The organism is Streptomyces sp. NPDC047853, from assembly GCF_043204535.1.
Lineage (GTDB): Bacteria > Actinomycetota > Actinomycetes > Streptomycetales > Streptomycetaceae > Streptomyces.
The window spans coordinates 70,401-96,849 of record NZ_JBIDCI010000024.1 but is presented as its reverse complement, the minus strand read 5'-3'; the positions used below and the strand labels follow the sequence as shown (position 1 = coordinate 96,849).

Sequence of the window (26,449 nt, the reverse complement as noted above, 5' to 3'; positions counted from 1 at the left end):
GCCCGGTTACATTCCGAACCCGGAAGCTAAGCCTTTCAGCGCCGATGGTACTGCAGGGGGGACCCTGTGGGAGAGTAGGACGCCGCCGAACAATTTTTCAAAGGGTTGGACCCCGAACTTCGGTTCCGGGTCCAACCCTTTTTTGTTCTCCGTCACTTGGAGTTCACGTTGCGCTATGACCATCGGACGTATGGGTACCGCAGCAATGCTCAGGGCCGCCGGCGTAGGCGTCGGTGACGAGGTCGTCGTACCTGCCTTCGGTAACGTCGAGGTCGCCGAGGCCGTGGTCGCGGTCGGCGCCTTGCCGGTGTTCGCCGACATAGATCCGGACACGTACTGCCTGGACGCCTCCGCGGTGGAGGCGTCGGTGACGTCCAGGACCGTGGCCCTGGTCGCCGTGCACCGCTTCGGGCGGCCGGCCGACATGGGATCGTTGCACGGAGTGGGGCAGCGGCACGGGCTGCTCGTGCTGGAACAGGGCGAATCCGAGGCGTCGTACGACGAGACGGCGCGGCGCAGGCAGCGGGCGGCCTATCTGGACGGGAAGTTGCGAGGCGTGCGCACACCGGACTGGGGCGACGGACACACCTATCAGCAGTACGTGGTGCGCGTCCCCGGCAACGGGCGGCCGGACCGGGACGCGTTCGCGCGGGCCGTGCGGGGCAGGGGAGTCGAGTGCCGGGTGCCGGTGAAGACGCCCGTGCACCGCATGCCCGGCTTCCGGCGGTGCGTGTCCCTGCCGGAGACGGAACGCGCCTCGGACGAGACCCTCGCGCTGCCGGTCGACGCCTCGTTGACCAAACGGGACATGCAGCGGATCGTGTCCGCCTGCAACGCCCTGGGCGGTTTGCTGCAGCCCGCCTTCTGACGGCGTGGTTGGGAGCACCGCTCTGTTCGGGGTATGATCTATTCCGTTGCCGCGAGGGAAACCCCGCAAGCGACAGGCCCCTATAGCTCAGTCGGTAGAGCGTCTCCATGGTAAGGAGAAGGTCAACGGTTCGATTCCGTTTGGGGGCTCCAACGCAAAAGGCCCCGCCCGAATGGGCGGGGCCTTTCGCATGCCCGGACGGCCGGCGCGCTAGTCCGCGTGGGGCTCCGGGACCCGCATCGCGAGAATGGCCATGTCGTCCGACGGGGCGTCCGAAGCGAAGCGCTCGACCGCGCGCATGATGCGGGCGGCGACCGCCCCCGCCGTCAGACCCGTACAGGCCGTGAGGACGTCGGCGAGACCGTCGTCACCCAGCATGCGCGTGCCCTCACGGCGTTCGGTGACGCCGTCCGTGACACAGAGCAGGACATCGCCCGGGTCGAGGATGACCGTCTGCTCGTACAGCTCCAGGTCCTCGATGACACCGAGGAGGGGCTGCGGCTCCGCCGCGGGTTCGACCGTGCCGTCCTGCCGCAGGCGCAGGGGGAGCGGATGGCCCGCGCAGACCACCTTCAGCTCGGCGCTGCCGTCCTCCTGCGGGCGCATCTCCCCGTACAGCAGGGTGAGGAAGCGGCTGCGGGCGCCCTCGTCGAGGATCGCGGAGTTCAGGCGCTCCAGGACCGCGGGACCGCTGAGGCCCTCGCGGGCCAGCAGGCGCAGGGCGTGCCGGGCCAGGCCCGTGACCGCCGCCGCGTTCGGGCCCGTACCGCAGACGTCGCCGATGGCGAACCCGTAGGCGTCGTCGCGGATGGGGAAGACGTCGTAGAAGTCACCGCCGACCTCGTTGCCCTCGCCGGCCGCGCGGTAGATGACCTCCACCTCCACGCCGTCGATCACGGGGAGTTCCGGCGGCAGGAGGCTGCGCTGGAGGGACTGGCTGATGGCCGTGCGCTCCGAGTACAGGCGGGCGTTGTCCAGGGCCAGGGCGGCCCTGCGGGACAGGTCCTCGGCGAGTTCGAGGATCTCCTGGCGGAAGTGCTCGTCCGTCGGCTTGCCGAGCGTCAGCATGCCGATGACGCGGTTGCGGGCCACCAGCGGGAGGACCACGGTCTCGCCGCCGACCGCGGACGCCGTGGCCAGGGTCGGGCCGATGCCGGTGCGCAACTGGCGGGACGGGTTGCCGCTGAGACCGAGGTCGCGCATGGACGTGCGCAGCGCCGCCTGGTGGGCCATCTCGGCCGGGGCCGACCAGACACGGGCGCCCGGAGTGGGCACCGGGTCGGGCGGGGCGATCTTGGACAGCAGCGACTTGATGCCGTCGATGAGCTCCTCGTCCTCGTGCAGGACGTAGGAAAGATACGGCTCCGACGCCTGGTCCGCGATCGTGTACACGGCACACCAGGTGGCCAGGGTCGGGACCGTCATCTGCGCCATCAGGGCCAGGGTCTGGTCGCGGTCCAGGGTGCCGGCGAGGAGGTCGGAGGCCTCGACGAGGAAGCTCAGCGAGCCGCGGCGCAGGCGCTCCAGCTCACCCAGGCGGGCCGACTCGACGGCCAGGGCGATGCGGTCGGCGGCGAACTGCAGGCGCAGCGCCTCCTCGTTGGAGTACCGGCCCGACGCCTCCGCTGCGACACCGAGGGAACCGGTGAGGCGGCCCTCGACCTTGAGGGGGACGGTCACGACCGAGCGCATGCCCGTGCCGTTCAGCAGCGGGACGGCGCCCGGGACCGCGGCCAGGTCGTCGTGGACCGCCGGCATGCGCGCGGAGCCGTAACGGCCGGGGCCGGCCTCGACGGGGACGCGGGCGAAGCGCTGGCGCGCGGAGGGCAGGCCGGTGGAGGCGCGGACCTCCAGCTCCGTCTCGTCGTCGGTCGCCAGGAGCAGGAAGGCCGCGTCGGCGTCCAGCATGTCGCGGGCGCGCTCGACGGTGCGCTGGAGGAGGCCGTCCAGGTCGTCCGGGGCGGGCGAGCCGATGAAGACCTCGAAGGGGTCGGTGCTCTGGCCCTCGGCGGAGGCGCCCGCGTCGGAGGACGGCACGCGCAACGGCGTCTGGAGCACCGCGCGTTCGTGGTCGCGGACGAGGAGGCAGACCGTGGAGGGCTCCCCGCCGGCGTCGCGGACCCGGAGGTGGGAGGCGTAGACCGGGGTGACGCGGCCGTCGGCGTGCCGTATGCCGTAGCTGCCCTCCCAGCGGGAGAGCTGGAGCGCCTCGGCGATGCCGGTGCTGGTGCCCGGGGTGTGGGGCCAGGCGGCCAGGTCGGTCAGCGGCTTGCCGGTGACCTGCTCGGCGGGGTAGCCGAAGAGCTCCTCGGCGTCCTCGTTCCAGGACGTGACGGCGCCGGTGCGGTCGATCTGGACGACGGCGACGCGGACCCGGCCGTCGGCGAGCGGGAGCAGTTCGGCGGGCAGGGCGGGGCCGGCGCTGCGGGTGCCGACCGCGCGCTCCGGCAGGTGGAGGTGGAACCAGACGTTCTTCAGCGTCGGCGTGTACTCGACGCCCCAGCGGTCGGCGAGGGCCGCGCACAGCTGGAGGCCGCGCCCGCCCTCGCGGTCGGGGCTGCCCATGTCGGCGGGGGAGCCCTGGAGGGGGACCTCGCGCTCCGGATAGTGGTCGGCCACCTCGATGCGCACGCCGTCGTCGCTGCGCAGACACATGACGTCGGCGGTGGTGCCGGCGTGCACCACGGCGTTGGTCACCAGTTCGCTCGTGAGCACCACGGCGTCGTCGACGATGTCGGCATGGCCCCAGCCCTGGAGCGTGTCGCGGACGAAGGACCGGGCGCTCGCCACCGATCGTCCGACGGGCTCGAAGCTGGCGGCCGCACGCGCGGTGATCACAGAACTCCTCGACCCTCTCTCCCCTTGCACGGCCTCCTGGCCGACCGGCTCGCGCCGCTGCTGCGGCAGATCCCCCGTCGGCCCGGGATCCGGGGGCTGCTCCCCCGGGATCAGTCCGGTGGTCATTCCGGCCGCCCCTCCGATGCCCGCTCGTCTCCGTGCCACCGCCCAGGCCGGACGGACCGGTATGGCTGGACAGCCGCATGCAAGGTTACTTACCTTCGCCGTCCACGCGGATGCCGGTCTGCAGTGTTTCCGCCCAGAGGGTGTGCGGACGATGTGCGAAGCTGCCGAACTGTTATGGCCTGGTTGGGCCGGGGTGAAACACTGGGCAGGCTTCCCATGAGGATCCGGGCAGGTTGAATGCGCAGCGAGTGCGGCGGGCAGCAGCCCTGGGAGCGGTCCGGTGAACCGGTCCGGATCGCGCAGCAGCACAGGAAGTACGCGGCAGTAACCGGTCCGCCGAGCGGTGGCAGCCGGGCACAGCGGTAACGGTCGACCCCTGCGGGAGGGACACAGTGGAGTCTGGCGCAGCGACGCGGGGCACTAAGGCGCGCGCGAAGGGCGGAGAGTCCCTGAGTAACCAGGGCAGGACGCGGGGTGGCAGTACGACGGTGGACACGGCCGCGTTGAATCGCCTGCTGGCGGCCCTGGTGTCGATGCGGGAGGGCAACTTCCGCAAACGGCTCACGGTGTCCGGCGACGGCGTGATGTCGGAGATCGCGGCGGTCTTCAACGAGGTGGCCGACCGCAATCTCCACCTCACGGGTGAGCTGGCGCGGGTGCGGCGCATGGTGGGCCGTGAAGGAAAGCTCACGGAGCGGCTGGAGACCGGCGCCTGCGGGGGGTCCTGGGCGGCCGCGATCGACAACTCGAACGCCCTGGTGGACGACCTCGTACGGCCGGTCGCCGAGGTCAGCCGGGTGCTGTCGGCGGTGGCGGACGGTGATCTGTCGCCGCGCATGGAGCTGCGGACCCAGTCGGCGGACGGCGCGGGCCAGCCGCTGCGCGGCGAGTTCCTCAAGGTCGGGCGGACCGTGAACAACCTCGTCGACCAGTTGTCGACGTTCACGGACGAGGTCACGCGGGTGGCCAGCGAGGTCGGCACCGAGGGCAAGCTGGGCGGTCAGGCCCGGGTGCGCGGCATGTCCGGTTCGTGGAAGGACCTCACGGACTCCGTCAACACGATGGCGTACCGGCTCACCGCGCAGGTGCGGGACATCGCGCTGGTGACGACGGCGGTCGCCAAGGGCGATCTGTCCCGGAAGGTCACGGTGCACGTGGCCGGCGAGATGCTGGAGCTGAAGAACACCGTCAACACGATGGTGGACCAGCTCTCCGCGTTCTCCTCCGAGGTGACGCGCGTGGCGCGCGAGGTGGGCACCGAGGGCGCCCTGGGCGGGCAGGCGCAGGTGCCGGGCGTGGCCGGGGTGTGGAAGGAGCTGACCGACTCCGTCAACACCATGGCGGGGAACCTGACGGCTCAGGTGCGCGGGATCTCCGAGGTGACGACGGCGGTCGCCAACGGTGACCTGTCCCGGAAGGTGACCGTGCCGGCCCGGGGCGAGGTCGCGCAGCTCGCCGAGACGATCAACCAGATGACCGAGACGCTGCGGATCTTCGCGGACGAGGTCACGCGGGTGGCCAGCGAGGTCGGTGCCGAGGGGCAGCTGGGCGGACAGGCGAACGTGCCGGGTGCGGCCGGGATCTGGAAGGACCTGACGGACTCCGTCAACACGGTCTTCCGGAACCTGACGACCCAGGTGCGGGACATCGCCGCGGTGACGACGGCCGTCGCGAGCGGTGACCTGTCGCAGAAGGTCACCGTGGACGTGGCCGGCGAGATGCTGGAGCTGAAGAACACCGTCAACACGATGGTGGACCAGCTGTCCTCCTTCGGTGCCGAGGTCACGCGGGTGGCCCGGGAGGTCGGTGTCGAGGGTGAGCTGGGCGGTCAGGCGCAGGTGCCGGGAGCGGCCGGGACGTGGAAGGACCTCACGGACTCCGTCAACACCGCGTTCCGCAACCTCACCGGCCAGGTGCGCAACATCGCCCAGGTGACGACGGCGGTGGCCAACGGCGACCTGTCGCAGAAGGTCACGGTGGACGTCTCGGGCGAGATGCTCCAGCTGAAGAACACCGTGAACACGATGGTGGACCAGCTCTCCAGCTTCGCCGACCAGGTGACGCGGATGGCCCGGGACGTGGGCACCGAGGGCCGCCTCGGCGGTCAGGCCCGGGTGGACGGCGTGTCGGGCACGTGGAAGGAGTTGACGGACTCCGTCAACTTCATGGCGGGCAACCTGACCTCCCAGGTGCGGCAGATCGCCCAGGTGACGACGGCGGTGGCGCGGGGCGACCTGTCGCAGAAGATCGACGTCGACGCGCGCGGGGAGATCCTGGAGCTGAAGAACACCATCAACACGATGGTCGACCAGCTCTCCGCCTTCGCCGAGCAGGTCACCCGGGTCGCCCGGGAGGTGGGTACGGAGGGCCGCCTCGGCGGTCAGGCCCAGGTGCCCGGCGTCGCCGGCGTGTGGCGCGACCTGACCGACTCGGTGAACGGCATGGCCGGGAACCTGACCGCTCAGGTGCGCAACATCGCGCAGGTCGCGACGGCGGTGGCCCGCGGTGACCTGTCCCAGAAGATCACCGTGGACGCGCGCGGGGAGATCCTGGAGCTGAAGAACACCCTGAACACGATGGTGGACCAGCTGTCGTCGTTCGCCCAGGAGGTCACCCGCGTCGCGCGGGAGGTCGGTACCGAGGGCATCCTCGGCGGCCAGGCGGAGGTGCAGGGCGTCTCCGGCACCTGGAAGGACCTCACGCAGTCCGTGAACGGCATGGCGAACAACCTGACCATGCAGGTCCGCAACATCGCCGAGGTGACGACGGCGGTCGCCAAGGGCGACCTGTCGAAGAAGATCACCGTCGACGCGAAGGGCGAGATCCTCGAGCTCGTCACCACGGTCAACACGATGGTCGACCAGCTGTCGTCCTTCGCCGAGCAGGTCACGCGCGTGGCCCGCGAGGTGGGCACCGAGGGCATCCTCGGCGGCCAGGCGAGCGTGCCCGGTGTCGTGGGCATCTGGAAGGACCTCAACGACAACGTCAACCTGATGGCCAAGAACCTCACCGTCCAGGTGCGGAACATCTCCCAGGTGGCCGCGGCCGTCGCCAACGGCGACCTGACGCGGACGGTGACGATCGAGGCCCGCGGCGAGGTCGCGCAGCTCGCCGACACCTTCAACACCATGGTGCGGACGCTGCGGTCCTTCGCCGACCAGGTGACCAAGGTCGCCCGTGAGGTGGGCACCGACGGCATCCTCGGCGGCCAGGCGCAGGTGCCGGGCGTGGCGGGCACCTGGAAGGACCTCACCGAGTCGGTGAACCAGATGGCGTCCAACCTGACCGGTCAGGTGCGCAACATCGCCATGGTGACGACGGCGATCGCCAAGGGCGACCTCACCAAGAAGATCGACATCGACGCGCGCGGCGAGATCCTGGAGCTGAAGACGACCATCAACACGATGGTCGACCAGCTGTCGTCCTTCGCCGAGGAGGTCACCCGTGTGGCCCGCGAGGTGGGCACCGAGGGGCAGCTCGGCGGTCAGGCACGCGTGCGTGACGTCGACGGCACCTGGCGGGACCTCACCGAGTCGGTGAACGAGATGGCCGGGAACCTGACCCGGCAGGTGCGTGCCATCGCGCGCGTGGCGACCGCGGTGACGCGCGGCGACCTGAACCTGAAGATCGACGTGGACGCCTCCGGGGAGATCTCCGAGCTCCAGGACTACATCAACAAGATGATCGCCAACCTGCGCGACACCACGATCGCCAACAAGGAGCAGGACTGGCTCAAGGGCAACCTCGCCCGGATCTCCGCGCTGATGCAGGGCCGCCGGGACCTCCAGGACGTGGCCTCGCTGATCATGAGCGAGCTGACCCCGGTGGTCTCCGCGCAGCACGGTGCCTTCTTCCTCGCCATGCCGCTGGTCGACGGCCAGGAGCAGGCGGGCGCCGAGCACGACCAGTACGAGCTGCGCATGCTCGGGTCGTACGGCTACTCGATGGGCTCGATGCCGACGTCGTTCCGGCCGGGGGAGGCGCTGGTGGGCACGGCCGCCCAGGAGAAGCGCACGATCCTCGTGGAGAACGCGCCGAGCGGCTACCTGAAGATCTCCTCCGGACTCGGGGAGGCGCCGCCGGCCCAGGTGATCGTCCTGCCGGTGCTCTTCGAGGGGCAGGTGCTCGGGGTGATCGAGCTGGCGTCCTTCACCCCGTTCACGCAGATCCAGAAGGACTTCCTGAACCAGATCGCCGAGATGATCGCGACCAGCGTCAACACGATCTCCGTCAACACCAAGACGGAGGTGCTGCTGAAGCAGTCGCAGGAGCTGACCGAGCAACTGCGGGACCGGTCTGAGGAGTTGGAGCAGCGGCAGAAGGCCCTCCAGTCGTCCAACGCCGAACTGGAGGAGAAGGCGGAGCTGCTGGCGCAGCAGAACCGCGACATCGAGGTGAAGAACACCGAGATCGAGGAGGCGCGGCAGGTCCTGGAGGAGCGCGCCGAGCAGCTCGCGGTCTCCATGCGCTACAAGAGCGAGTTCCTGGCCAACATGTCGCACGAGCTGCGGACCCCGCTCAACTCGCTGCTGATCCTCGCCAAGCTGCTCGCCGACAACGCCGACGCGAACCTGTCCCCGAAGCAGGTCGAGTTCGCCGAGACGATCCACGGGGCCGGCTCCGACCTGCTCCAGCTCATCAACGACATCCTGGACCTGTCGAAGGTCGAGGCGGGCAAGATGGACGTCTCCCCGACGCGCATCGCGCTCGTCCAGCTCGTCGACTACGTGGAGGCCACCTTCCGGCCGCTGACCGCGGAGAAGGGCCTCGACCTGTCGGTGCGGGTGTCGCCGGAGCTGCCGGCGACGCTGCACACCGACGAGCAGCGGCTGCTCCAGGTGCTGCGCAACCTGCTCTCCAACGCGGTGAAGTTCACCGACTCGGGAGCGGTCGAGCTGGTCATCCGGCCGGCCCGGGACGACGTGCCGAACGCCATCAGGGAGCAGTTGCTGGAGGCCGGTTCGATGACCGAGCCGGACGCCGAGCTGATCGCGTTCTCGGTGAGCGACACCGGCATCGGCATCGCGGCCAGCAAGATGCGGGTCATCTTCGAGGCCTTCAAGCAGGCCGACGGCACCACCAGCCGCAAGTACGGGGGCACGGGCCTCGGGCTCTCCATCTCTCGGGAGATCGCGCAGCTGCTGGGCGGCGAGATCCACGCGCAGAGCGAGCCGGGTCGCGGGTCGACGTTCACGCTCTACCTGCCGTTGCACCCGAGTGAGCTGCCCGCTCACGGTTACCAGCAGGCACTGCCGCCGCTGGCGTCGGGCGAGTCGCTTCCCTCCGGGGGCGCCCCGGCCGAGGAGGCGGTGCCGCCGGCCCAGCCGCCGGCCGAGGCGAGGTCGCACCGGGACGCGCAGAACGGAACCGGGGCGCTGTTCAGGCGCCGGCGCCGGGGTGCTTCGGAGGCCGAGGACCGGTCCGCGGCACGGCAGGACCGGTCCGCGGCGCAGCAGGACGGGTCCGCGGTGCGGCAGGAACACCAGACGGCCGTCGAGCACGAGGCGACGCCGCAGACACACCGCGGCCTCCGGTTCGCCGGGCAGAAGGTGCTGATCGTCGACGACGACATCCGCAACGTCTTCGCCCTCACCAGCGTCCTGGAGCAGCACGGTCTGTCCGTGCTGTACGCCGAGAACGGCCGTGAGGGCATCGAGGTGCTGGAACAGCACGAGGACGTGGCGGTCGTCCTGATGGACATCATGATGCCCGAGATGGACGGATACGCGACGACCACGGCGATCCGCCGGATGCCCCAGTTCGCGGGGCTGCCGATCATCGCGCTGACCGCCAAGGCGATGAAGGGGGACCGGGAGAAGGCCATCGAGTCGGGAGCGTCCGACTACGTGACGAAGCCGGTCGACCCCGACCATCTGCTGACGGTGATGCGGCAGTGGATGCGGGAGGAGTGAGGCCCGGGCCCGGGCGGGCACCGCAAGGCGCGGGCGGGCACCAGCGGGGTCTGTCCGGTCGCCTGGCCGGTGGTGCGTCCGGGCACCACCCGCGCGGGACGTTCGGGCAGTGTGCGAACGTGGGGTGTGCGCGAGTGCCGGGAACCTTCGGACCGCGCCCGGAGTTGCTGACTCAGTGTGCCCGAAGTCGTGTAGAAGGACGGGATTCGGGGAACCTTCTGGTCTCCCACTGCGTTTCTGCTACGTGCACAGTGACATCGCGGTGACAGGGTGTGTCGACAGGCGGGGTGCGGCTACGATGACCGGCACAAGGACGGACGGCGCAAGGGAGCCGTCCCCTGGGGCGGCGCCCGCCGGTGCTGCCCCAAGTCCTGCGGACAGGGGAGGCCCCACGCCGGGGCGAGGAGGGCGGGCCATGGTGCAGAAGGCCAAGATCCTCCTGGTCGATGACCGGCCGGAGAATCTGCTGGCGCTGGAGGCGATCCTCTCGGCGCTCGATCAGACGCTGGTGCGGGCATCGTCCGGGGAAGAAGCGCTCAAAGCACTGCTCACGGACGACTTCGCGGTCATCCTGCTGGACGTCCAGATGCCGGGCATGGACGGTTTCGAAACCGCCGCCCACATCAAGCGACGGGAGCGGACCCGGGACATCCCGATCATCTTCCTCACCGCGATCAACCACGGACCGCACCACACCTTCCGCGGTTACGCGGCGGGCGCGGTGGACTACATCTCCAAGCCGTTCGACCCGTGGGTACTGCGCGCGAAGGTCTCGGTCTTCGTCGAGCTGTACATGAAGAACTGCCAGCTGCGCGAGCAGGCGGCCCTGCTGCGCCTGCAGTTGGAGGGCGGCGGCAAGGACGCGGCGGGTGAGGCGGCCAAGGAACCGGCGGGGCTGCTCGCCGAGCTGTCGGCGCGGCTCGCGGCCGTCGAGGAGCAGGCCGAGGCGCTCTCCAAGCAGCTGGGCGACGAGTCGACGGACGCGGCGGCCGTGGCGACGGCGGCCCATCTGGAGCGCAAGCTCACCGGACTGCGGCGGGCACTGGACGCCCTGGAGCCGGGCTCGGCCGGGGGCCAGGCCGGGGTCAACTGAGGGCCGATCGCCGGGCCGGCCCGGGGCGGGCCGGCGGGTTCTTCGGTGAACGCGCGTCAGAGGACGTACCGGAAGCGTCAGTTCCGCCGTACCGTGCGGGCGACACGAACGGGTGAAGCGGTAGGCACACGTGTCGACCGGCGTCTCCCCCGGTAACCTCACACCTATGGCCTCACGTCCCTCCGCAGCCAAGAAGCAGCCCGCGAAGAAGGCGGTCGCTCCCGCGAAGGGTCCGGCGAGGAAGGCGGCCGCGAAAAAGGCGCCCCCGAGGAAGGCACCCGTCCGGAAGGCCGCGGCGAAGAAGCCCGCGCCCCGACCGGCACCCAGCCCCACCGGGGGCGTCTACCGGCTCGTCCGCGCCCTCTGGCTGGGCATCGCGCACGCCGTCGGCGCCGTCTTTCGCGGCGTGGGACAGGGCGCGAAGAGCCTCGACCCGGCGCACCGCAAGGACGGCGTCGCGCTGCTGCTGCTCGGCATCGCGCTGATCGTCGCCGCCGGCACCTGGGCCGACCTGAAGGGCCCCGTCGGCGACCTCGTCGAGATCCTCGTGACCGGCGCCTTCGGCCGGCTGGACCTGCTCGTGCCGATCCTCCTGGGCTCCGTCGCCGTGCGCCTCATCCGGCACCCGGAGAAACCCGAGGCCAACGGCCGCATCGTCATCGGCCTCTCCGCACTCGTCGTCGGCGTCCTCGGCCAGGTGCACATCGCCTGCGGTTCACCGGCGCGCGGCGACGGCATGCAGGCCATAAGGGACGCCGGCGGCCTCATCGGTTGGGGTGCGGCGACCCCGCTGTCGTACACGATGACCGACGTCCTGGCGGTGCCCCTGCTGGTGCTGCTCACGGTCTTCGGGCTGCTGGTCGTCACGGCCACGCCGGTGAACGCCATCCCGCAGCGGCTGCGGCAGCTGGGGGTGCGGCTCGGCCTCGTCCGCGACGTGGAGGTCGACGAGTTCCTCGCCGACGACGAGCGGTACGAGGAGCAGTGGCGCGAGGCGCTGCCCGCCCGGCCCCGCAGGCGCGGCGGACCGGCCGCCGACGAACCGTACGATCCCGACGCCGCCGAGCAGGAGGCGCTCACCAAGCGCCGCGGCAGGCCCCGGCGGTCCGCGGTGGCGCAGCCCGAGATGAACCGGCCGATGGACGCCGTGGACGTCGCCGCGGCGGCGGCCGCCGCTCTCGACGGCGCCGTGATGCACGGGATGCCGCCCTCGCCGCTGGTCGCCGACCTCACCCAGGGGGTGAGCACCGGGGAGCGGGAGTCGACCACGCCGACACCGACGCCCGTCCCGGCCGCGCGTCCGCAGCCCGGGAAGCTCAGGAAGGAAGCACCCGCACCACCCGTACCCGAGCCGGCGGGCGGCGTCCCCGACCTGACCAAGACCCCGCTGCCCAAGGAGCGGGACCTGCCGCCGCGCGCGGAGCAGCTCCAGCTCGCCGGCGACATCACCTACTCGCTGCCGGCCCTCGACCTGCTCACCCGGGGTGGCCCCGGCAAGGCGCGCAGCGCCGCCAACGACGCCATAGTCGACTCGCTGACCACCGTCTTCACCGAGTTCAAGGTCGACGCCCGGGTCACCGGCTTCACCCGCGGCCCGACGGTCACGCGCTACGAGGTCGAACTCGGACCGGCCGTCAAGGTCGAGCGGATCACCGCCCTCACCAAGAACATCGCCTACGCCGTCGCCAGCCCCGACGTCAGGATCATCAGCCCGATCCCCGGCAAGTCCGCGGTCGGCATCGAGATCCCCAACACCGACCGGGAGATGGTCAACCTCGGTGACGTGCTGCGCCTCGCGGAGTCCGCTGAGGACGACGACCCGATGCTGGTCGCGTTCGGCAAGGACGTCGAGGGCGGCTACGTCATGCACTCGCTGGCGAAGATGCCGCACATACTGGTCGCCGGCGCCACCGGGTCCGGAAAGTCGTCCTGCATCAACTGCCTGATCACCTCGATCATGATGCGGGCGACCCCGGAGGACGTCCGGATGATCCTGGTCGACCCCAAGCGCGTCGAGCTGACCGCGTACGAGGGCATCCCGCACCTGATCACGCCGATCATCACCAACCCGAAGCGGGCCGCCGAGGCGCTGCAGTGGGTCGTCCGCGAGATGGACCTGCGCTACGACGACCTGGCGGCCTACGGCTACCGGCACATCGACGACTTCAACCGCGCGGTGCGCGAGGGCAAGGTCAAGCCGCCCGAGGGCAGCGAGCGCGAACTCCAACCGTATCCGTACCTGCTGGTGATCGTGGACGAGCTGGCCGACCTGATGATGGTCGCGCCGCGGGACGTCGAGGACGCCATCGTGCGCATCACGCAGCTCGCGCGCGCGGCGGGCATCCACCTGGTGCTCGCCACCCAGCGGCCCTCCGTGGACGTCGTCACCGGCCTGATCAAGGCCAACGTGCCCTCCCGGCTGGCCTTCGCCACGTCCTCCCTGGCGGACTCGCGGGTCATCCTCGACCAGCCCGGTGCCGAGAAGCTGATCGGCAAGGGCGACGGCCTCTTCCTGCCGATGGGCGCGAACAAGCCCACCCGTATGCAGGGCGCGTTCGTGACCGAGGAGGAGGTCGCCGTCATCGTCCAGCACTGCAAGGACCAGATGGCGCCCGTCTTCCGGGAGGACGTCACCGTCGGGACCAAGCAGAAGAAGGAGATCGACGAGGACATCGGCGACGACCTCGACCTGCTGTGCCAGGCGGCCGAGCTGGTCGTCTCGACGCAGTTCGGGTCGACCTCCATGCTCCAGCGCAAGCTGCGCGTCGGCTTCGCCAAGGCCGGGCGGCTGATGGACCTGATGGAGTCCCGGAGCATCGTCGGACCGAGCGAGGGCTCGAAGGCCCGTGACGTTCTCGTGAAGCCTGACGAGCTGGACGGAGTGCTCGCGGTGATCCGGGGGGAGTCTGAAGGGTAGGAGGCGGTACGCGAGGGGGTCCGTCGACGGAGGGTCACGAGGGCGATGGCTGATCGTGACTCACCCGTTAGGGATCATTGAGCAACCGTTTCCCCAAGGCGCACGTCAAGTTGAGGGAAGCGACGAACAGGTAGTCCACCATCGGGATGCCGGGCCATTCCGATGGCGTACAAAGTCGTATCGCCCGGTTGCCCCACCCGTTCGTACCCCCCCTAGACTGAACGTCCAGCGCAGGCGGTCATACGCTCGAAAGGCGCCCCCGTGTCCAAAGGCAACTCCCCTGACGACGAGCGTCCGATCGAAGACGTGTCCCAAGACGTTCCCGAGGACGTTTCCGAGGAATCCCGCCCCTCCGTCGGCCGTGTCCTGCAGCAGGCGCGGATCGCCGCCGGACTGACCGTCGACGACGTCAGCTCCGCCACCCGTGTCCGGATCTCCATCGTGCACGCCATCGAGGCGGACGACTTCGCCCCCTGCGGTGGCGACGTCTACGCGCGCGGGCACATCAGGACCCTGGCCAAGGCCGTCGGACTCGACCCCGCCGAGCTGCTCGCCCGGTTCGACGCCGCCCACGGCGGACGCCCGGCGCCGACACCCGCCGCACCCCTGTTCGAGGCGGAACGCATCCGCCCCGAGCGGCGCGGACCCAACTGGACGGCCGCCATGGTCGCCGCGATCGTCGCGGTGATCGGTTTCGTCGGCTTCACCTTCGTCAAGGGCGGCGACGGCGGCGGCTCCGAGGCGAGCGTCGCCGAGGGCTCCCAGGCGTCGGCCGGCGCGTCCGCGTCGGCGAGCGCCCCGCCGAAGAAACCGGCCGACCCGAAGCCGGACCCGACCGAGAGCGCCATCGCCGCCGCGCCCCGCGACAAGGTCACCGTCAAGGTCAGCGCCACCGAGGGCCGCAGCTGGATCTCCGTCAAGGACCACAGCGGCCGGCAGGTCTTCGACGGGCTGCTCAAGGAGGGCGACTCCGAGACCTTCCAGGACGACGAGAAGATCAACCTCGTCCTCGGCGACGCGGGCGCCATCCAGCTGTACGTCAACGGCAAGAAGATCGAGGACGATTTCCAGCCCGGCTCCGTGGAGCGTCTCACGTACACGAAGGGCGACCCTCAGGTCGGCTAGCAGGCCCGAAGGGCGAGTCACCACGGGGTTGGCCGAGATCGGCCAACCCCGTCGACATGGGCTGTCGGCGGGACGAAGTAGTCTTGAGCCCATGCCTGAAAGCCGTACCGTCGCACTCGTCACCCTTGGCTGCGCCCGTAACGAGGTGGACTCGGAGGAGCTCGCAGGCCGTCTGGAGGCGGACGGCTGGAAGCTCGTCGAGGACGCCGAGGAAGCGGACGTCGCCGTCGTGAACACGTGCGGCTTCGTCGAGGCCGCCAAGAAGGACTCCGTCGACGCCCTCCTGGAGGCCAACGACCTCAAGGGCCACGGCAGAACGCAGGCCGTCGTGGCGGTGGGCTGCATGGCCGAGCGGTACGGCAAGGAGCTGGCCGAGGCCCTGCCCGAGGCCGACGGCGTCCTGGGCTTCGACGACTACGCGGACATCTCCGACCGCCTGCAGACCATTCTCAGCGGTGGCGTCCACGCCGCCCACACCCCCCGCGACCGGCGCAAGCTGCTGCCCATCAGCCCCGCCGAGCGGCAGGAGGCCGGAGCCGCCGTCGCGCTGCCGGGGCACGGCCCCACCGACCTCCCCGAGGGAGTCGCCCCCGCCTCCGGGCCCCGCGCGCCGCTGCGTCGCCGCCTGGACGGCTCCCCGGTCGCCTCGGTGAAGCTGGCCTCCGGCTGCGACCGGCGCTGCTCCTTCTGCGCCATCCCGTCCTTCCGCGGGTCCTTCATCTCGCGCCGCCCGAGCGACGTGCTGAACGAGACGCGGTGGCTGGCCGAGCAGGGCGTCAAGGAGATCATGCTGGTCTCCGAGAACAACACCTCCTACGGCAAGGACCTCGGCGACATCCGCCTGCTGGAGTCCCTGCTGCCGAACCTCGCCGACGTCGACGGCATCGAGCGGGTGCGCGTCAGCTACCTCCAGCCGGCCGAGATGCGCCCGGGACTCATCGACGTCCTGACCTCGACGCCCAAGGTCGTGCCCTACTTCGACCTCTCCTTCCAGCACTCCGCGCCGAACGTGCTGCGCGCCATGCGCCGCTTCGGCGACACCGACCGCTTCCTGGAGCTCCTGGACACCATCCGGAGCAAGGCCCCCGAGGCGGGCGTGCGCTCCAACTTCATCGTGGGCTTCCCCGGTGAGTCCGCCGCCGACCTCGCCGAGCTGGAGCGGTTCCTGACCCACGCGCGGCTGGACGCCATCGGCGTGTTCGGCTACTCCGACGAGGAGGGCACCGAGGCGGCGACCTACGGCGACAAGCTGGACGAGGACGTCGTGGCCGAGCGGCTGGCACGGGTGTCCCGCCTGGCCGAGGAACTCGTCTCGCAGCGGGCCGAGGAGCGCGTCGGCGCGACCGTGCGCGTGCTCGTCGAGTCCGTGGACGCCGCCGATGACGGCGACGGCGTCCGCGGCCGCGCGGAGCACCAGGCACCCGAGACGGACGGCCAGGTGCTGCTCACGAGCGGCGAAGGCCTCACTGTCGGTCGTATGGTCGACGCGAAGGTGGTCGGTACGGAGGGTGTCGACCTGGTGGCCGAACCGCTGCTGGGGTCGCCCGAGTGGAGTGAGGAGGCCGGCAGATGACCGGAGTCCCGGCGTCCGCGGCGGGCGGCTCCTCCGGTGCGCGCAGGGCCGGCCCGCGCGGAACCTCGGGAGCCGCACAGGAACCGGCGGAACGGACGACTCCGGGCGGAGCTACGGAACGGGGCGCCGTGGGTGCCGTGGGTGCCGCGTCCAAGGGCGCCTCGGACGGGGGCGCTGCGGACGGGCGCCCCGCGGAACGAGGTGCCACCGAGGGCGGTGCGACCGGGCGCGGCGGCAAGATCGCGGCCGCGGCCGTCAACCAGGCCAGCGTCTGGAACGTCGCCAACCTGCTCACGATGCTCCGGCTGCTCCTGGTGCCGGCCTTCGTCGCGCTGATGCTCGGCAACGGCGGGTACGACCCGGCCTGGCGCTCGTTCGCGTGGGCCGCCTTCGCCGTCGCCATGATCACCGACCTCTTCGACGGTCATCTGGCGCGCACCTACAACCTCGTCACCGACTTCGGGAAGATCGCCGATCCCATCGCCGACAAGGCGATCATGGGGGCGGCGCTCGTCTGCCTGTCCGCGCTGGACGATCTGCCGTGGTGGGTGACGGCCGTCATCCTGGGCCGGGAACTCGGCATCACGGTCCTGCGTTTCGTGGTCATCCGGTACGGCGTCATCCCCGCCAGTCGCGGCGGCAAGCTCAAGACCCTCACCCAGGGCGTGGCCGTCGGCATGTACGTCCTGGCGCTGACGGGGCCCTTGGCGACCCTGCGGTTCTGGGTGATGGCGGCGGCGGTCGTTCTGACCGTGGTGACCGGGCTGGACTACGTAAAGCAGGCCATTGTGCTGCGCCGCCGGGGAATCGCCGAGCGCAGAGCGGCGTTGAAGGGGACGGAAGCTTGAGTTCCACGGCTGCCGACGTGGTGCGACTACTGACGGTGAGGGGCGAGACCCTAGCCGTCGCCGAGTCGCTCACGGGTGGGCTGGTGGCGGCCGAGATCACCTCGGTCGCCGGGGCGTCGCGCGCCTTCCGAGGATCGGTCACCGCCTACGCGACGGAGCTGAAGCGGGACCTGCTCGGTGTCGACGGGGCGGTGCTCACGGCGCGCGGAGCGGTGGATCCGCAGGTCGCGGCCCAGATGGCGGCGGGAGTCCGCGTGTCGCTGGGCGCCGACTGGGGCATCGCGACGACGGGCGTGGCCGGTCCGGACCCGCAGGACGGACAGTCCGTCGGCACGGTTTTCGTGGCCGTCGACGGGCCTTTCGGAGAAGAAAACGGTTCCGCCTCTGGCGGAAAAGTGGAGGCGCTGCGGTTGAACGGCGACCGCGCGGAAATTCGTATGGAGAGTGTACGGAGCGTACTCGCACTCCTTTTGAGAGAGCTTGCGGGCGAACAGACCGGGAATGAGCGGGCACAGGATACGGAACGGAACGGGGGGTTTTGATGTTTGCAGCCCTGAGTGAACACGACATCGCTCCCCGCACGGCCGCGGCGCGAGGCGGTACGGTGGGGCGTGAAGGATGCGGTTACACGGTCCGAGGAGGGAGCCACCGATGATTCTGCTCCGTCGCCTGTTGGGTGACGTGCTGCGTCGGCAGCGCCAACGCCAGGGCCGTACTCTGCGCGAAGTCTCCTCGTCCGCCCGAGTCTCACTCGGCTATCTCTCCGAGGTGGAGCGGGGGCAGAAGGAGGCGTCGTCCGAGCTGCTCTCCGCCATCTGCGACGCGCTGGACGTACGGATGTCCGAGCTCATGCGGGAAGTCAGCGACGAACTCGCCCTCGCCGAACTGGCGCAGTCCGCTGCCGCCACGTCCAGCGAGACCGTACCCGCGCCGGTGCGCCCGATGCTGGGTTCCGTATCGGTGGCCGGTGTGCCACCGGAGCGGGTGACCATCAAGGCGCCCGCGGAGGCGGTGGACGTCGTCGCCGCCTGAGCGCCGAGAACGTGTGCGTGTGAGGCCCCGGCCGGGGTCTCTCCGGGAGACCGGAGAGGTGCGGTCGGGGTTTTTGCGTGGTGGGGGAGCTGCGTGGTGCGGGGGGTTTCGCCTGTGGGCGCGGGCGGCTCGGGTCGCAGGAGGTCCCGTGGGCGGTTCCGCCCCCGTTTGCCGGTCCCTGGTCGTGCGGTCATCGTGGAGGGACATGGCCGGGGGGCCGACCGACGGAGGTGTGCATGTACGTCGTGAAGAGCCCGTTGTCCGACGCCGACCTGAAGATCGTCTCCGACGCACTGCAGGGTGGCCTGGTCGACCTGGTGGACCTGGCGCTGGTGGCTAAGCAGATCCACTGGAACGTGGTCGGTCCGCGGTTCCGCTCCGTACACCTCCAGCTCGACGAGCTCGTCGACACCGCGCGCACGCACTCGGACACCGTGGCGGAGCGCGCCTCGGCGCTCGGTGTGTCCCCGGACGGGCGGGCGGCGACCGTGGCCGTCGGCAGCGGCATCGACGTGACCCCCGAAGGGTGGGTCGACGACACCACCGCGGTCCAGACGATCGTGGACGCCCTGGGCGCGGTCATCTCGCGGATGCGGGAGCGGATCGCCGCGACCGGGGATCCGGACCCGGTGAGCGAGGACATCTTCATCCAGATCACGGCCGACCTGGAGAAACAGCACTGGATGTTCCAGGCCGGGAACGGATGACACGGTTGTGACGCCGGTGCGGGCTGCTCGCGGGGCGGCCGCGCTGGGGCTCGGTGCGCTGTGGTGGTGGGCGGTGCTGCGTCTGGCGCTGGAGCCCGGCGCGGGGGTGTTGGAGGGGGCCGTCGCGGTCGGCGGGTGGGGGCTGAGCGTGCTGCCGGTGCACTGCGTGCCCCGGCGTCGCGCCGCGGGGGCCCTCGGTGAGGGGCGGTGGCGTGGGGCTCTGCGTGCGGTCAGGGGGAACGACGGGTCGGCGGCGTCGGGGGCGGGTGCGGTCCAGGACGGGTCGAGCTTCGGTAGGGAGTCCTGAGGGGCGGACGGGCGGGCCGGGCGGGTGGCTCTCGGTGGGAGCGCTTTACAACGGGGTCGGCCTGGACTAACGTACAACCAAATGGTTGTAGATGGTGTTCTTGAGGAAGCCGATGAGGGCGTGGACCGTCTGTTCCACGCCCTGGCGGACACGACGCGCCGCGACATAGTCCGTCGCTGCATACGGGACGACCTCTCGGTGTCGCGCCTGGCCGAGGCCTATCCGATGAGTTTCGCCGCGGTGCAGAAGCACGTCGCGGTGCTGGAGCGGGCCGGCCTGGTGGTCAAGCGGCGTCGCGGACGGGAGCAGCTCGTGCGCACCGATCCGGATGCCGTGCGACGGGCCCGGCAGGCCCTCGACGAACTGGAGACCGCCTGGCGTGGCCGCGTGGAGCGGATGTCCCGTCTGCTCGACGAGGACGCGGGCCTCGAAGTGCCCAACCCCACGGAAGGACAGGACTGATGACTGTCACGAGCCTGGACAAGGATCCGGACCGTCTGACCCTCACCCTGATCGCCGACTTCACCGCGCCCGTCGCTCGGGTGTGGCAGCTGTGGTCCGACCCCCGGCAGCTGGAACGCTGGTGGGGCCCGCCGACCTACCCGGCCACGGTGGAGGAGTACGACCTGACGCCCGGGGGCGAGGTCACCTACTTCATGACCGGTCCGGAGGGTGACCAGTACCGGGGCTGGTGGCGGATCACCTCGGTGGACGCGCCGACGTCCCTGGAGTTCACCGACGGCTTCGCCGACGCGCAGGGGGTGCCGAGCGCGGACATGCCGACGACCTCTACACGGGTGACGCTCACCGAGCACGACGGCGGCACCCGGATGGAGATGCGGTCGGTCTTCGACACCGCGGAACAGATGGAGCAGCTCATGAAGATGGGCATGGAGGAGGGGCTGCGGGAGGCGGTCGGCCAGATGGACGGTCTGCTCTCGGGCTGAACCGGTGGCGGGTGGCCGTCGGCCGAGTCGACCGGTCGGCCGGGTGCGCCCGCCGGCCGGGTGCACCGGTCGGCCGGGTGCACCGGTGGGGAGTGTCAGCGCGCCCCGCGCCGCCGCCCGGAGCCCGCGAAGCCGCCCGGGCGCGGTGCGGGACCGGCCTGGCAGGTCGGGCACCAGTACGTGGGGCGTTCGCGGGCCCCGTCGCCCTGGTCCGCCAGGCGGATCGATGTGCCGCAGCGCAGGCAGGGGCGCGGCGCGCGGCTGTACACGAACAGGTCCTGACCGCGCAGGCCCGTCGTACGGCGGACGGGGCGGTCGCGATTGGCCTCCAGGAGCTTCTTCGCGAGTACGAGCACCTTCACCGCGAGACCGGGGGGCAGGTCCCCGACGGGGAGCCAGGGCGTGACGCCGAGCAGGAAGCAGAGCTCGCACTTGTAGACGTTGCCGATGCCGGCGAGATTGCGCTGGTCGAGCAGGGCCTCACCGAGCGCACGGGCCGGGTCGGCGCGCAGGTTGACCAAGGCCTGCTCCGGGTCCCAGTCGGGGCCCAGCAGGTCGGGGCCGAGGTGACCGACGGCACGCTCCTCGTCGGCGGTGCGCAGGAGTTCCAGCACCGGGAGGCGGTAGCCGACGGCGGTGCGGTCGGCGGTGCCGAGGATCACCCGGATCTGGTGTGCCGGGCCGCCGCTCCAGCGCTGCCCGGCCGCGAACACCTTCCACGAGCCGTCCATCCGCAGGTGCGAGTGCACCGTCAGGCCCCCCTCGACCCGAGTGAGCAGGTGTTTTCCGCGCGCGGTGACGTCCAGGACCGTGCGACCGGTGAGGTCTGCCGTGGCGTACCGGGGTACGCGGAAGTCGCTGTGGATCAGCACCTTGCCGGCGAGGGCCTCGTGCAACCGCCGGGCAGCCTGCCAGACCGTGTCTCCTTCGGGCATGGGTCAAGGGTGACAGGCTCAGGCTCTGATGCGCAGACCGCGCGGGGTGGCGATGAAGCCCGCTTCCTCCAGGAGGGGGCCGAGGGGGGACGTCAGAGCCGCCGTCCCGTTGACGCGTTCGACCGTCACCGTGCCGAGGGAGCCGGCGCGGGCGGCCGAGCCGAGCGCCTCCGCGGCTGCGCGCAGGCGGAGGTCGTCGCCGGGCGGGGCGTCCGGATCGGAGGGCCAGAGCAGCAGCGTCTTGCCGCCGCGCTCCATGTACAGCGCCGGTTCACCCTCGACGAGCACCACCAGCGACCCGGCCTTGCGACCCGGCTTGTGCGTGGCACCGGCCGGAGGCTCGGGCCAGGTGAGGGCGGCGCCGTACGCGTTCGCCGGATCGGCGGCGGCCAGGACGACCGCCCGTGTGCCGGTGGAGGGGCGGTCGCGGCGGCCGGGGAAGCCGGTGGAGAACGAGCCCCGCGGGCCGCCGAAGCCGCCCTGCGAGCCGCCTCCTCGTGGCCCGCCGAAGCGGCCCTGCGCGCCGCCGCCGCGCGGTCCGCCGGCGCCCGGTTCCGCGTAGTCCAGAGGGGAAACGTGGTCGCCCCGGGCGGAGGGCTGGTGCGGTGCGGACGTGAAACCGTCGCCGGATCGGCCCGGGGCGCCTGCACCCCCGTCGTTGCCGTCACCGCCGAAGGGGAAGTCGTCGAAGGGGAAGTCACCGATGGCCGGGTCACCCGACCCGTCGGCACCGCCGGGCCCGTCGGTCCCGTCTCGCCCATCAGCTCCGTCGCGCCCGTCGGCCTCGCTCGAACCGCCCATCCAGTCCGGTCCGACCCGAGCGGCGGGGTCGTGCAGACCGCCGCCGAAGTCGGGTCGTCCGGGTGGGCTCTCGCCTCGGTCCCGGGCATTGGAGACGGCGCGCAGTCGGTCGACGGCGCCCTCCATGGCGAACTGCGCCGCGCCCAGTCCTTCCACGACATACCCGCGCCTGGCCTGCCCGCTCTCCTCGAAGGCGGCCAGGATGCGGTACACCGCGGAGAAACCTCCCTCGACCCCCTCGGCGGCGACGGCACCGCGGGTCACCACGCCGTGCCGGTCGAGCAGGGTACGGGCCAGGGCATGCGCGCGTACCGTGGCGTCGGCCTCGCGGTCCGGGAGCAGCGACCAGCGCCCCGCCACGGTCGGCGGGCCGGTGCGGGACGCGGTGCGGGCGGCGGCCGTCAGTGAGCCGTAGCGCCCGCGGGGCACGCCGCGCTTGGCCCGGTGCGCCGTGGACCCGGCGGTGCGCCCGGAGCCCAGCAGGGAACGCAGGGGCGAGAGCGTGTCGTTCGTCAGCCGGCCGGACCAGGACAGCTCCCAGAGGGCGTCGGCCAGCTGAGGATCGGTGGCCTCGGGGTGGGTGGTGGCGCGCACCTGATCGGCGATCTGCCGGAAGAACAGCCCGTACCCGCCCGAGAGGCTGCTGAGGACGGACTCGTGGAGGGCGGTCGTCTCCAAGGGCAGCGGGGGTGGCAGCAGCAGGGGAGCGGCGTCCGCAAGGTAGAGCGACACCCAGCCGTCCTTGCCCGGAAGCGAGCCGGCTCCCGCCCACACCACTTCGCCGGCGGCCGTGAGCTCGTCCAGCATCGCCGGGCTGTAGTTCGCCACGCGTGAGGGCAGGACCAGCTTCTCCAGGGCGGAGGCGGGCACGGAGGCGCCCTGCAACTGCTCGACGGCGCGGACGAGGCCGTCGATCCCGCGCAAGGCGTGCCCCTTGCCGATGTGCTGCCACTGGGGCAGGAACTGGCCGAGCGCGGCCGGCGGCACCGGCTCCAGCTCGTGGCGCAGCGCGGCCAGGGAGCGGCGCCGCAGCCTGCGCAGCACCGTCGCGTCGCACCACTCCTGGCCGATCCCGGCCGGATGGAACTCGCCCTGCACGACCCGGCCCGCCGCGGCGAGCCGCTGCAGGGCACCCTCGGTCACCGCGACGCCCAGGCCGAAGCGTGCCGCCGCGGTGACCGACGTGAAGGGGCCGTGGGTGCGAGCGTACCGGGCGAGCAGGTCGCCGAGCGGGTCCTTGACCGGCTCGGTGAAGGCCTCGGGTACGCCGACGGGCAGCGCGGTGCCCAGCGCGTCGCGCAGCCGGCCGGCGTCCTCGATGGCCGCCCAGTGGTCGGCACCGGCGATGCGCACCGGGATCGCCCGGCGGGCGGCGGCCAGCTCCTGTGCCCAGGCGGGGTCGGCGCCCCGCTCGGTGAGTTCGGCGGCCGTGAGCGGGCCGAGCAGACGCAACAGGTCCGCGACGCTTTCCGAGTCCTTGGCCCGGCGGTCCTCGGTGAGCCACTGCAGCTCGCGCTCCAGCTCGGTGAGCACCTCCGCGTCGAGCAGCTCGCGCAGCTCCGCCTGGCCGAGCAGCTCGGCCAGCAGCCGTGAGTCCAGGGAGAGGGCGGCGGCACGGCGCTCGGCGAGCGGCGAGTCGCCCTCGTAGAGGAACTGGGCGACGTATCCGAAGAGCAGGGAGCGGGCGAACGGGGACGGCTCGGGCGTGGTGACCTCGACCAGGCGTACCTTGCGGGACTCCAGGTCGCCCATCAGCTCGACCAGGCCGGGAACGTCGAAGACGTCCTGGAGGCACTCGCGGACCGCCTCCAGGACGATCGGGAACGAGCCGTACTCGCTCGCGACCTCCAGCAACTGCGCGGCGCGCTGGCGCTGCTGCCACAGCGGGGTCCGCTTGCCGGGGCTTCGGCGCGGCAGCAGCAGCGCGCGGGCGGCGCACTCGCGGAAGCGGGACGCGAACAGGGCCGAGCCGCCGACCTGGTCGGTGACGACCCGGTCGACCTCGCCCTTGTCGAAGACCACGTCGCCCGCGCCGACGGGCGCCTGCTCGGCGTCGTACTCGAGACCGGGCTTCGCCGGCTCCCCGTCGAGGAGGTCCAGGCTCATCAGGTCGGCGTCCGGCAGGCGCAGCACGATCCCGTCGTCGGCGTGCATGACCTGGGCGTCCATCCCGTACCGCTCGGTGAGCCTGGCGCCGAGAGCGAGAGCCCAGGGGGCGTGGACCTGGGCACCGAAGGGGGAGTGGACCACGACCCGCCAGTCGCCCAGCTCGTCCCGGAAGCGCTCCACGACGATGGTGCGGTCGTCGGGGATGTGGCCACAGGCCTCGCGCTGCTCGTGGAGGTACGCCAGGACGTTGTCCGCGGCCCAGGCGTCCAGGCCCGCGGTGACCAGGCGGAGCCGGGCGTCCTCCTCGGTGAGGGAGCCGACCTCGCGCAGGAACGCGCCCAGGGCCCGGCCCAGCTCCAGCGGGCGGCCCAGCTGGTCGCCCTTCCAGAACGGCAGGCGTCCCGGCACCCCTGGTGCGGGGGAGACCAGGACGCGGTCGCGGGTGATGTCCTCGATGCGCCAGGAGCTGGTGCCGAGGGTGAAGACGTCACCGACGCGTGACTCGTAGACCATCTCCTCGTCGAGCTCGCCGACCCGGCCGCCGCCCTTCTTCGGGTCGGCGCCGGCGAGGAAGACCCCGAAGAGTCCGCGGTCGGGGATGGTGCCGCCCGAGGTGACGGCGAGGCGCTGCGCGCCCGGGCGGCCCGTGACGGTGCCGGTGACCCGGTCCCACACCACGCGCGGGCGCAGCTCGGCGAAGGCGTCGGAGGGATAGCGGCCCGCGAGCATGTCCAGGACGGCGGTGAAGGCGGATTCCGGCAGTGAGGCGAACGGGGCGGCGCGGCGGACGGTGGCGAGCAGGTCGTCGACCTGCCAGGAGTCCAGCGCGGTCATCGCCACGAGCTGCTGGGCCAGGACGTCCAGCGGGTTGGCGGGGACCCTGAGGGCCTCGATGGCACCGCTGCGCATCCGCTCGGTGACCACGGCGGCCTGCACCAGGTCGCCGCGGTACTTGGGGAACACGACGCCCGTGGACACGGCGCCGACCTGGTGTCCCGCGCGGCCGACGCGTTGGAGGCCGGAGGCGACTGAGGGTGGTGACTCGACCTGGATGACGAGGTCGACTGCGCCCATGTCGATGCCCAGCTCGAGACTGGAGGTGGCGACGACCGCCGGGAGGCGGCCCGCCTTCAGGTCCTCCTCGACCAGGGCACGCTGCTCCTTGGAGACCGAGCCGTGGTGGGCGCGGGCGATCACCGAGGGAGCGCCCTGGGCGGCTCCCGAGCCGCCCATGAGTTCGGCGGGGGAGTGGTGCTCGTTCAGGGACTCGCCGGTCGCACGCTCGTACGCGATCTCGTTGAGCCGGTTGCAGAGGCGCTCGGCGAGGCGCCGGGAATTGGCGAAGACGATGGTGGAGCGGTGCGACTGGACGAGGTCGGTGATCCGCTCCTCGACGTGCGGCCAGATGGACGGGCGCTCCGCGCCCTCGTTTCCGTCGGCGACCGGGGACCCGCCCAGCTCGGCCAGGTCCTCGACCGGGACCACCACGGAGAGGTCGAACTCCTTGCCCGAGGCCGGCTGGACGATCTCCACCTTGCCGCGCGGGGCGAGGAAGCGTGCGACCTCGTCCACCGGCCGGACCGTCGCCGAGAGGCCGATGCGCCGGGCGGGCTTCGGCAGCAACTCGTCCAGCCGCTCCAGGGTGAGCGCTAGGTGGGCGCCGCGCTTGGTGCCCGCGACCGCGTGCACCTCGTCCAGGATCACCGTCTCGATGCCGGTCAGCGCTTCGCGCGTGGCCGACGTCAGCATGAGGAACAGGGACTCCGGCGTGGTGATCAGGATGTCCGGCGGGCGGGTGGACAGGGCGCGGCGCTCGGCGGCCGGGGTGTCACCCGAGCGGATACCGACCTTGACCTCGGGCTCGGGCAGGCCCAGCCGGACGGATTCCTGGCGGATGCCGGTCAGCGGGCTGCGGAGATTGCGCTCCACGTCGACGGCCAACGCCTTGAGCGGCGAGACGTACAGGACGCGGCAGCGCTTCTTGAGGTCGGCCGGTGGGGGCGTCGAGGCCAGCTGGTCCAGGGCGGCGAGGAAGGCGGCCAGTGTCTTGCCGGAGCCGGTCGGGGCGACCACCAGGACGTCCGAGCCCTGCGAGATCGCCTTCCACGTCCCCGCCTGGGCGGCGGTGGGCGCGGAGAAGGCACCCGTGAACCAACCGCGGGTCGCGGGGGAGAAGCCGTCCAGGGCTCGGTGCGCGGAGCTGACCATGGATCCATCGTGCACCCGAGCACTGACAATCGGCCTGATCCCCCGAGCCCGCCGAGCCCGCCGAGCCCGCTGAGCCCCCCCGAGCCCGCCGAGCCCCCCCCGA

At 71.5% G+C, this 26,449-nt stretch carries 16 protein-coding genes, 1 tRNA gene and 1 rRNA gene; 15 read left to right on the top strand and 3 right to left on the bottom strand.

Annotated features, from left to right (window positions below):
• From rrf to ACGF5T_RS31775, 3 genes are all read left to right on the top strand, one after another.
• Window positions 1-91, top strand: a 5S ribosomal RNA gene (gene rrf / locus ACGF5T_RS31785); the annotation flags it as partial.
• A gap of 114 nt (window positions 92-205) precedes the next feature.
• The gene (locus ACGF5T_RS31780; RefSeq protein ID WP_361014852.1) at window positions 206-868 is read left to right on the top strand and encodes a DegT/DnrJ/EryC1/StrS family aminotransferase; all 663 of its coding nucleotides are present in this window, start codon (window positions 206-208) and stop codon (window positions 866-868) included.
• A 76-nt stretch (window positions 869-944) separates the two neighbouring features.
• Window positions 945-1,020 (top strand) — tRNA-Thr (locus ACGF5T_RS31775).
• A gap of 58 nt (window positions 1,021-1,078) precedes the next feature.
• Here ACGF5T_RS31775 and ACGF5T_RS31770 read toward each other — a convergent pair.
• A complete protein-coding gene (locus ACGF5T_RS31770) occupies window positions 1,079-3,832 on the bottom strand; it encodes a SpoIIE family protein phosphatase (RefSeq protein WP_366768496.1) in 2,754 nt (917 codons plus the stop codon).
• Between the two features lie 392 nt (window positions 3,833-4,224).
• Here ACGF5T_RS31770 and ACGF5T_RS31765 point away from each other — a divergent pair, with 392 nt between their 5' ends.
• The 12 genes from ACGF5T_RS31765 to ACGF5T_RS31710 all read left to right on the top strand — a co-directional run bounded on the left by ACGF5T_RS31765 (window position 4,225) and on the right by ACGF5T_RS31710 (window position 20,293).
• Complete coding sequence (locus ACGF5T_RS31765; protein WP_356611333.1) at window positions 4,225-9,744, top strand: HAMP domain-containing protein; 5,520 nt, start codon at window positions 4,225-4,227, stop codon at window positions 9,742-9,744.
• A 415-nt stretch (window positions 9,745-10,159) separates the two neighbouring features.
• The gene (locus ACGF5T_RS31760) at window positions 10,160-10,837 is read left to right on the top strand and encodes a response regulator (RefSeq protein ID WP_366768497.1); all 678 of its coding nucleotides are present in this window, start codon (window positions 10,160-10,162) and stop codon (window positions 10,835-10,837) included.
• A gap of 166 nt (window positions 10,838-11,003) precedes the next feature.
• Window positions 11,004-13,754: a DNA translocase FtsK gene (locus ACGF5T_RS31755; protein ID WP_361014840.1), complete on the top strand. Its 2,751-nt coding sequence runs from the start codon at window positions 11,004-11,006 to the stop codon at window positions 13,752-13,754.
• Between the two features lie 261 nt (window positions 13,755-14,015).
• Window positions 14,016-14,879 carry a helix-turn-helix domain-containing protein gene (locus ACGF5T_RS31750; RefSeq protein ID WP_356611327.1) on the top strand — a complete coding sequence of 288 codons (864 nt, stop codon included), beginning with the start codon at window positions 14,016-14,018 and terminating at the stop codon, window positions 14,877-14,879.
• Between the two features lie 91 nt (window positions 14,880-14,970).
• Window positions 14,971-16,452, top strand: coding sequence for a 30S ribosomal protein S12 methylthiotransferase RimO (gene rimO, locus ACGF5T_RS31745; RefSeq protein ID WP_366768498.1), 1,482 nt, complete (start codon window positions 14,971-14,973; stop codon window positions 16,450-16,452).
• Window positions 16,449-17,300: a CDP-diacylglycerol--glycerol-3-phosphate 3-phosphatidyltransferase gene (gene pgsA / locus ACGF5T_RS31740; RefSeq protein WP_356611324.1), complete on the top strand. Its 852-nt coding sequence runs from the start codon at window positions 16,449-16,451 to the stop codon at window positions 17,298-17,300. The genes rimO and pgsA overlap by 4 nt, the downstream gene beginning before the upstream one ends.
• Window positions 17,297-17,842, top strand: coding sequence for a CinA family protein (locus ACGF5T_RS31735; RefSeq protein ID WP_356611322.1), 546 nt, complete (start codon window positions 17,297-17,299; stop codon window positions 17,840-17,842). Before pgsA ends, ACGF5T_RS31735 begins: the two co-directional genes overlap by 4 nt.
• 109 nt (window positions 17,843-17,951) lie before the next feature.
• Window positions 17,952-18,332, top strand: a complete 381-nt coding sequence (locus tag ACGF5T_RS31730; protein WP_356611320.1) for a helix-turn-helix transcriptional regulator — start codon at window positions 17,952-17,954, stop codon at window positions 18,330-18,332.
• A gap of 236 nt (window positions 18,333-18,568) precedes the next feature.
• Window positions 18,569-19,039 (top strand): DNA starvation/stationary phase protection protein, encoded by a 471-nt coding sequence (locus ACGF5T_RS31725; protein ID WP_356611318.1) that lies wholly within the window; start codon window positions 18,569-18,571, stop codon window positions 19,037-19,039.
• A gap of 7 nt (window positions 19,040-19,046) precedes the next feature.
• Window positions 19,047-19,346: a hypothetical protein gene (locus tag ACGF5T_RS31720; RefSeq protein WP_356611316.1), complete on the top strand. Its 300-nt coding sequence runs from the start codon at window positions 19,047-19,049 to the stop codon at window positions 19,344-19,346.
• A gap of 81 nt (window positions 19,347-19,427) precedes the next feature.
• Complete coding sequence (locus ACGF5T_RS31715) at window positions 19,428-19,808, top strand: metalloregulator ArsR/SmtB family transcription factor (RefSeq protein ID WP_356611315.1); 381 nt, start codon at window positions 19,428-19,430, stop codon at window positions 19,806-19,808.
• The gene (locus ACGF5T_RS31710; RefSeq protein ID WP_356611313.1) at window positions 19,808-20,293 is read left to right on the top strand and encodes an SRPBCC domain-containing protein; all 486 of its coding nucleotides are present in this window, start codon (window positions 19,808-19,810) and stop codon (window positions 20,291-20,293) included. Before ACGF5T_RS31715 ends, ACGF5T_RS31710 begins: the two co-directional genes overlap by 1 nt.
• 95 nt (window positions 20,294-20,388) lie before the next feature.
• On the opposite strand, the gene ACGF5T_RS31705 is transcribed toward ACGF5T_RS31710, so the two are convergent.
• Window positions 20,389-21,228, bottom strand: a complete 840-nt coding sequence (locus tag ACGF5T_RS31705) for a DNA-formamidopyrimidine glycosylase family protein (RefSeq protein WP_366768499.1) — start codon at window positions 21,226-21,228, stop codon at window positions 20,389-20,391.
• An 18-nt stretch (window positions 21,229-21,246) separates the two neighbouring features.
• On the bottom strand, window positions 21,247-26,346 hold the full coding sequence (locus ACGF5T_RS31700) for an ATP-dependent helicase (RefSeq protein ID WP_366768500.1): 5,100 nt from the start codon (window positions 26,344-26,346) through the stop codon (window positions 21,247-21,249).
• Between the last annotated feature and the right edge of the window lie 103 nt (window positions 26,347-26,449).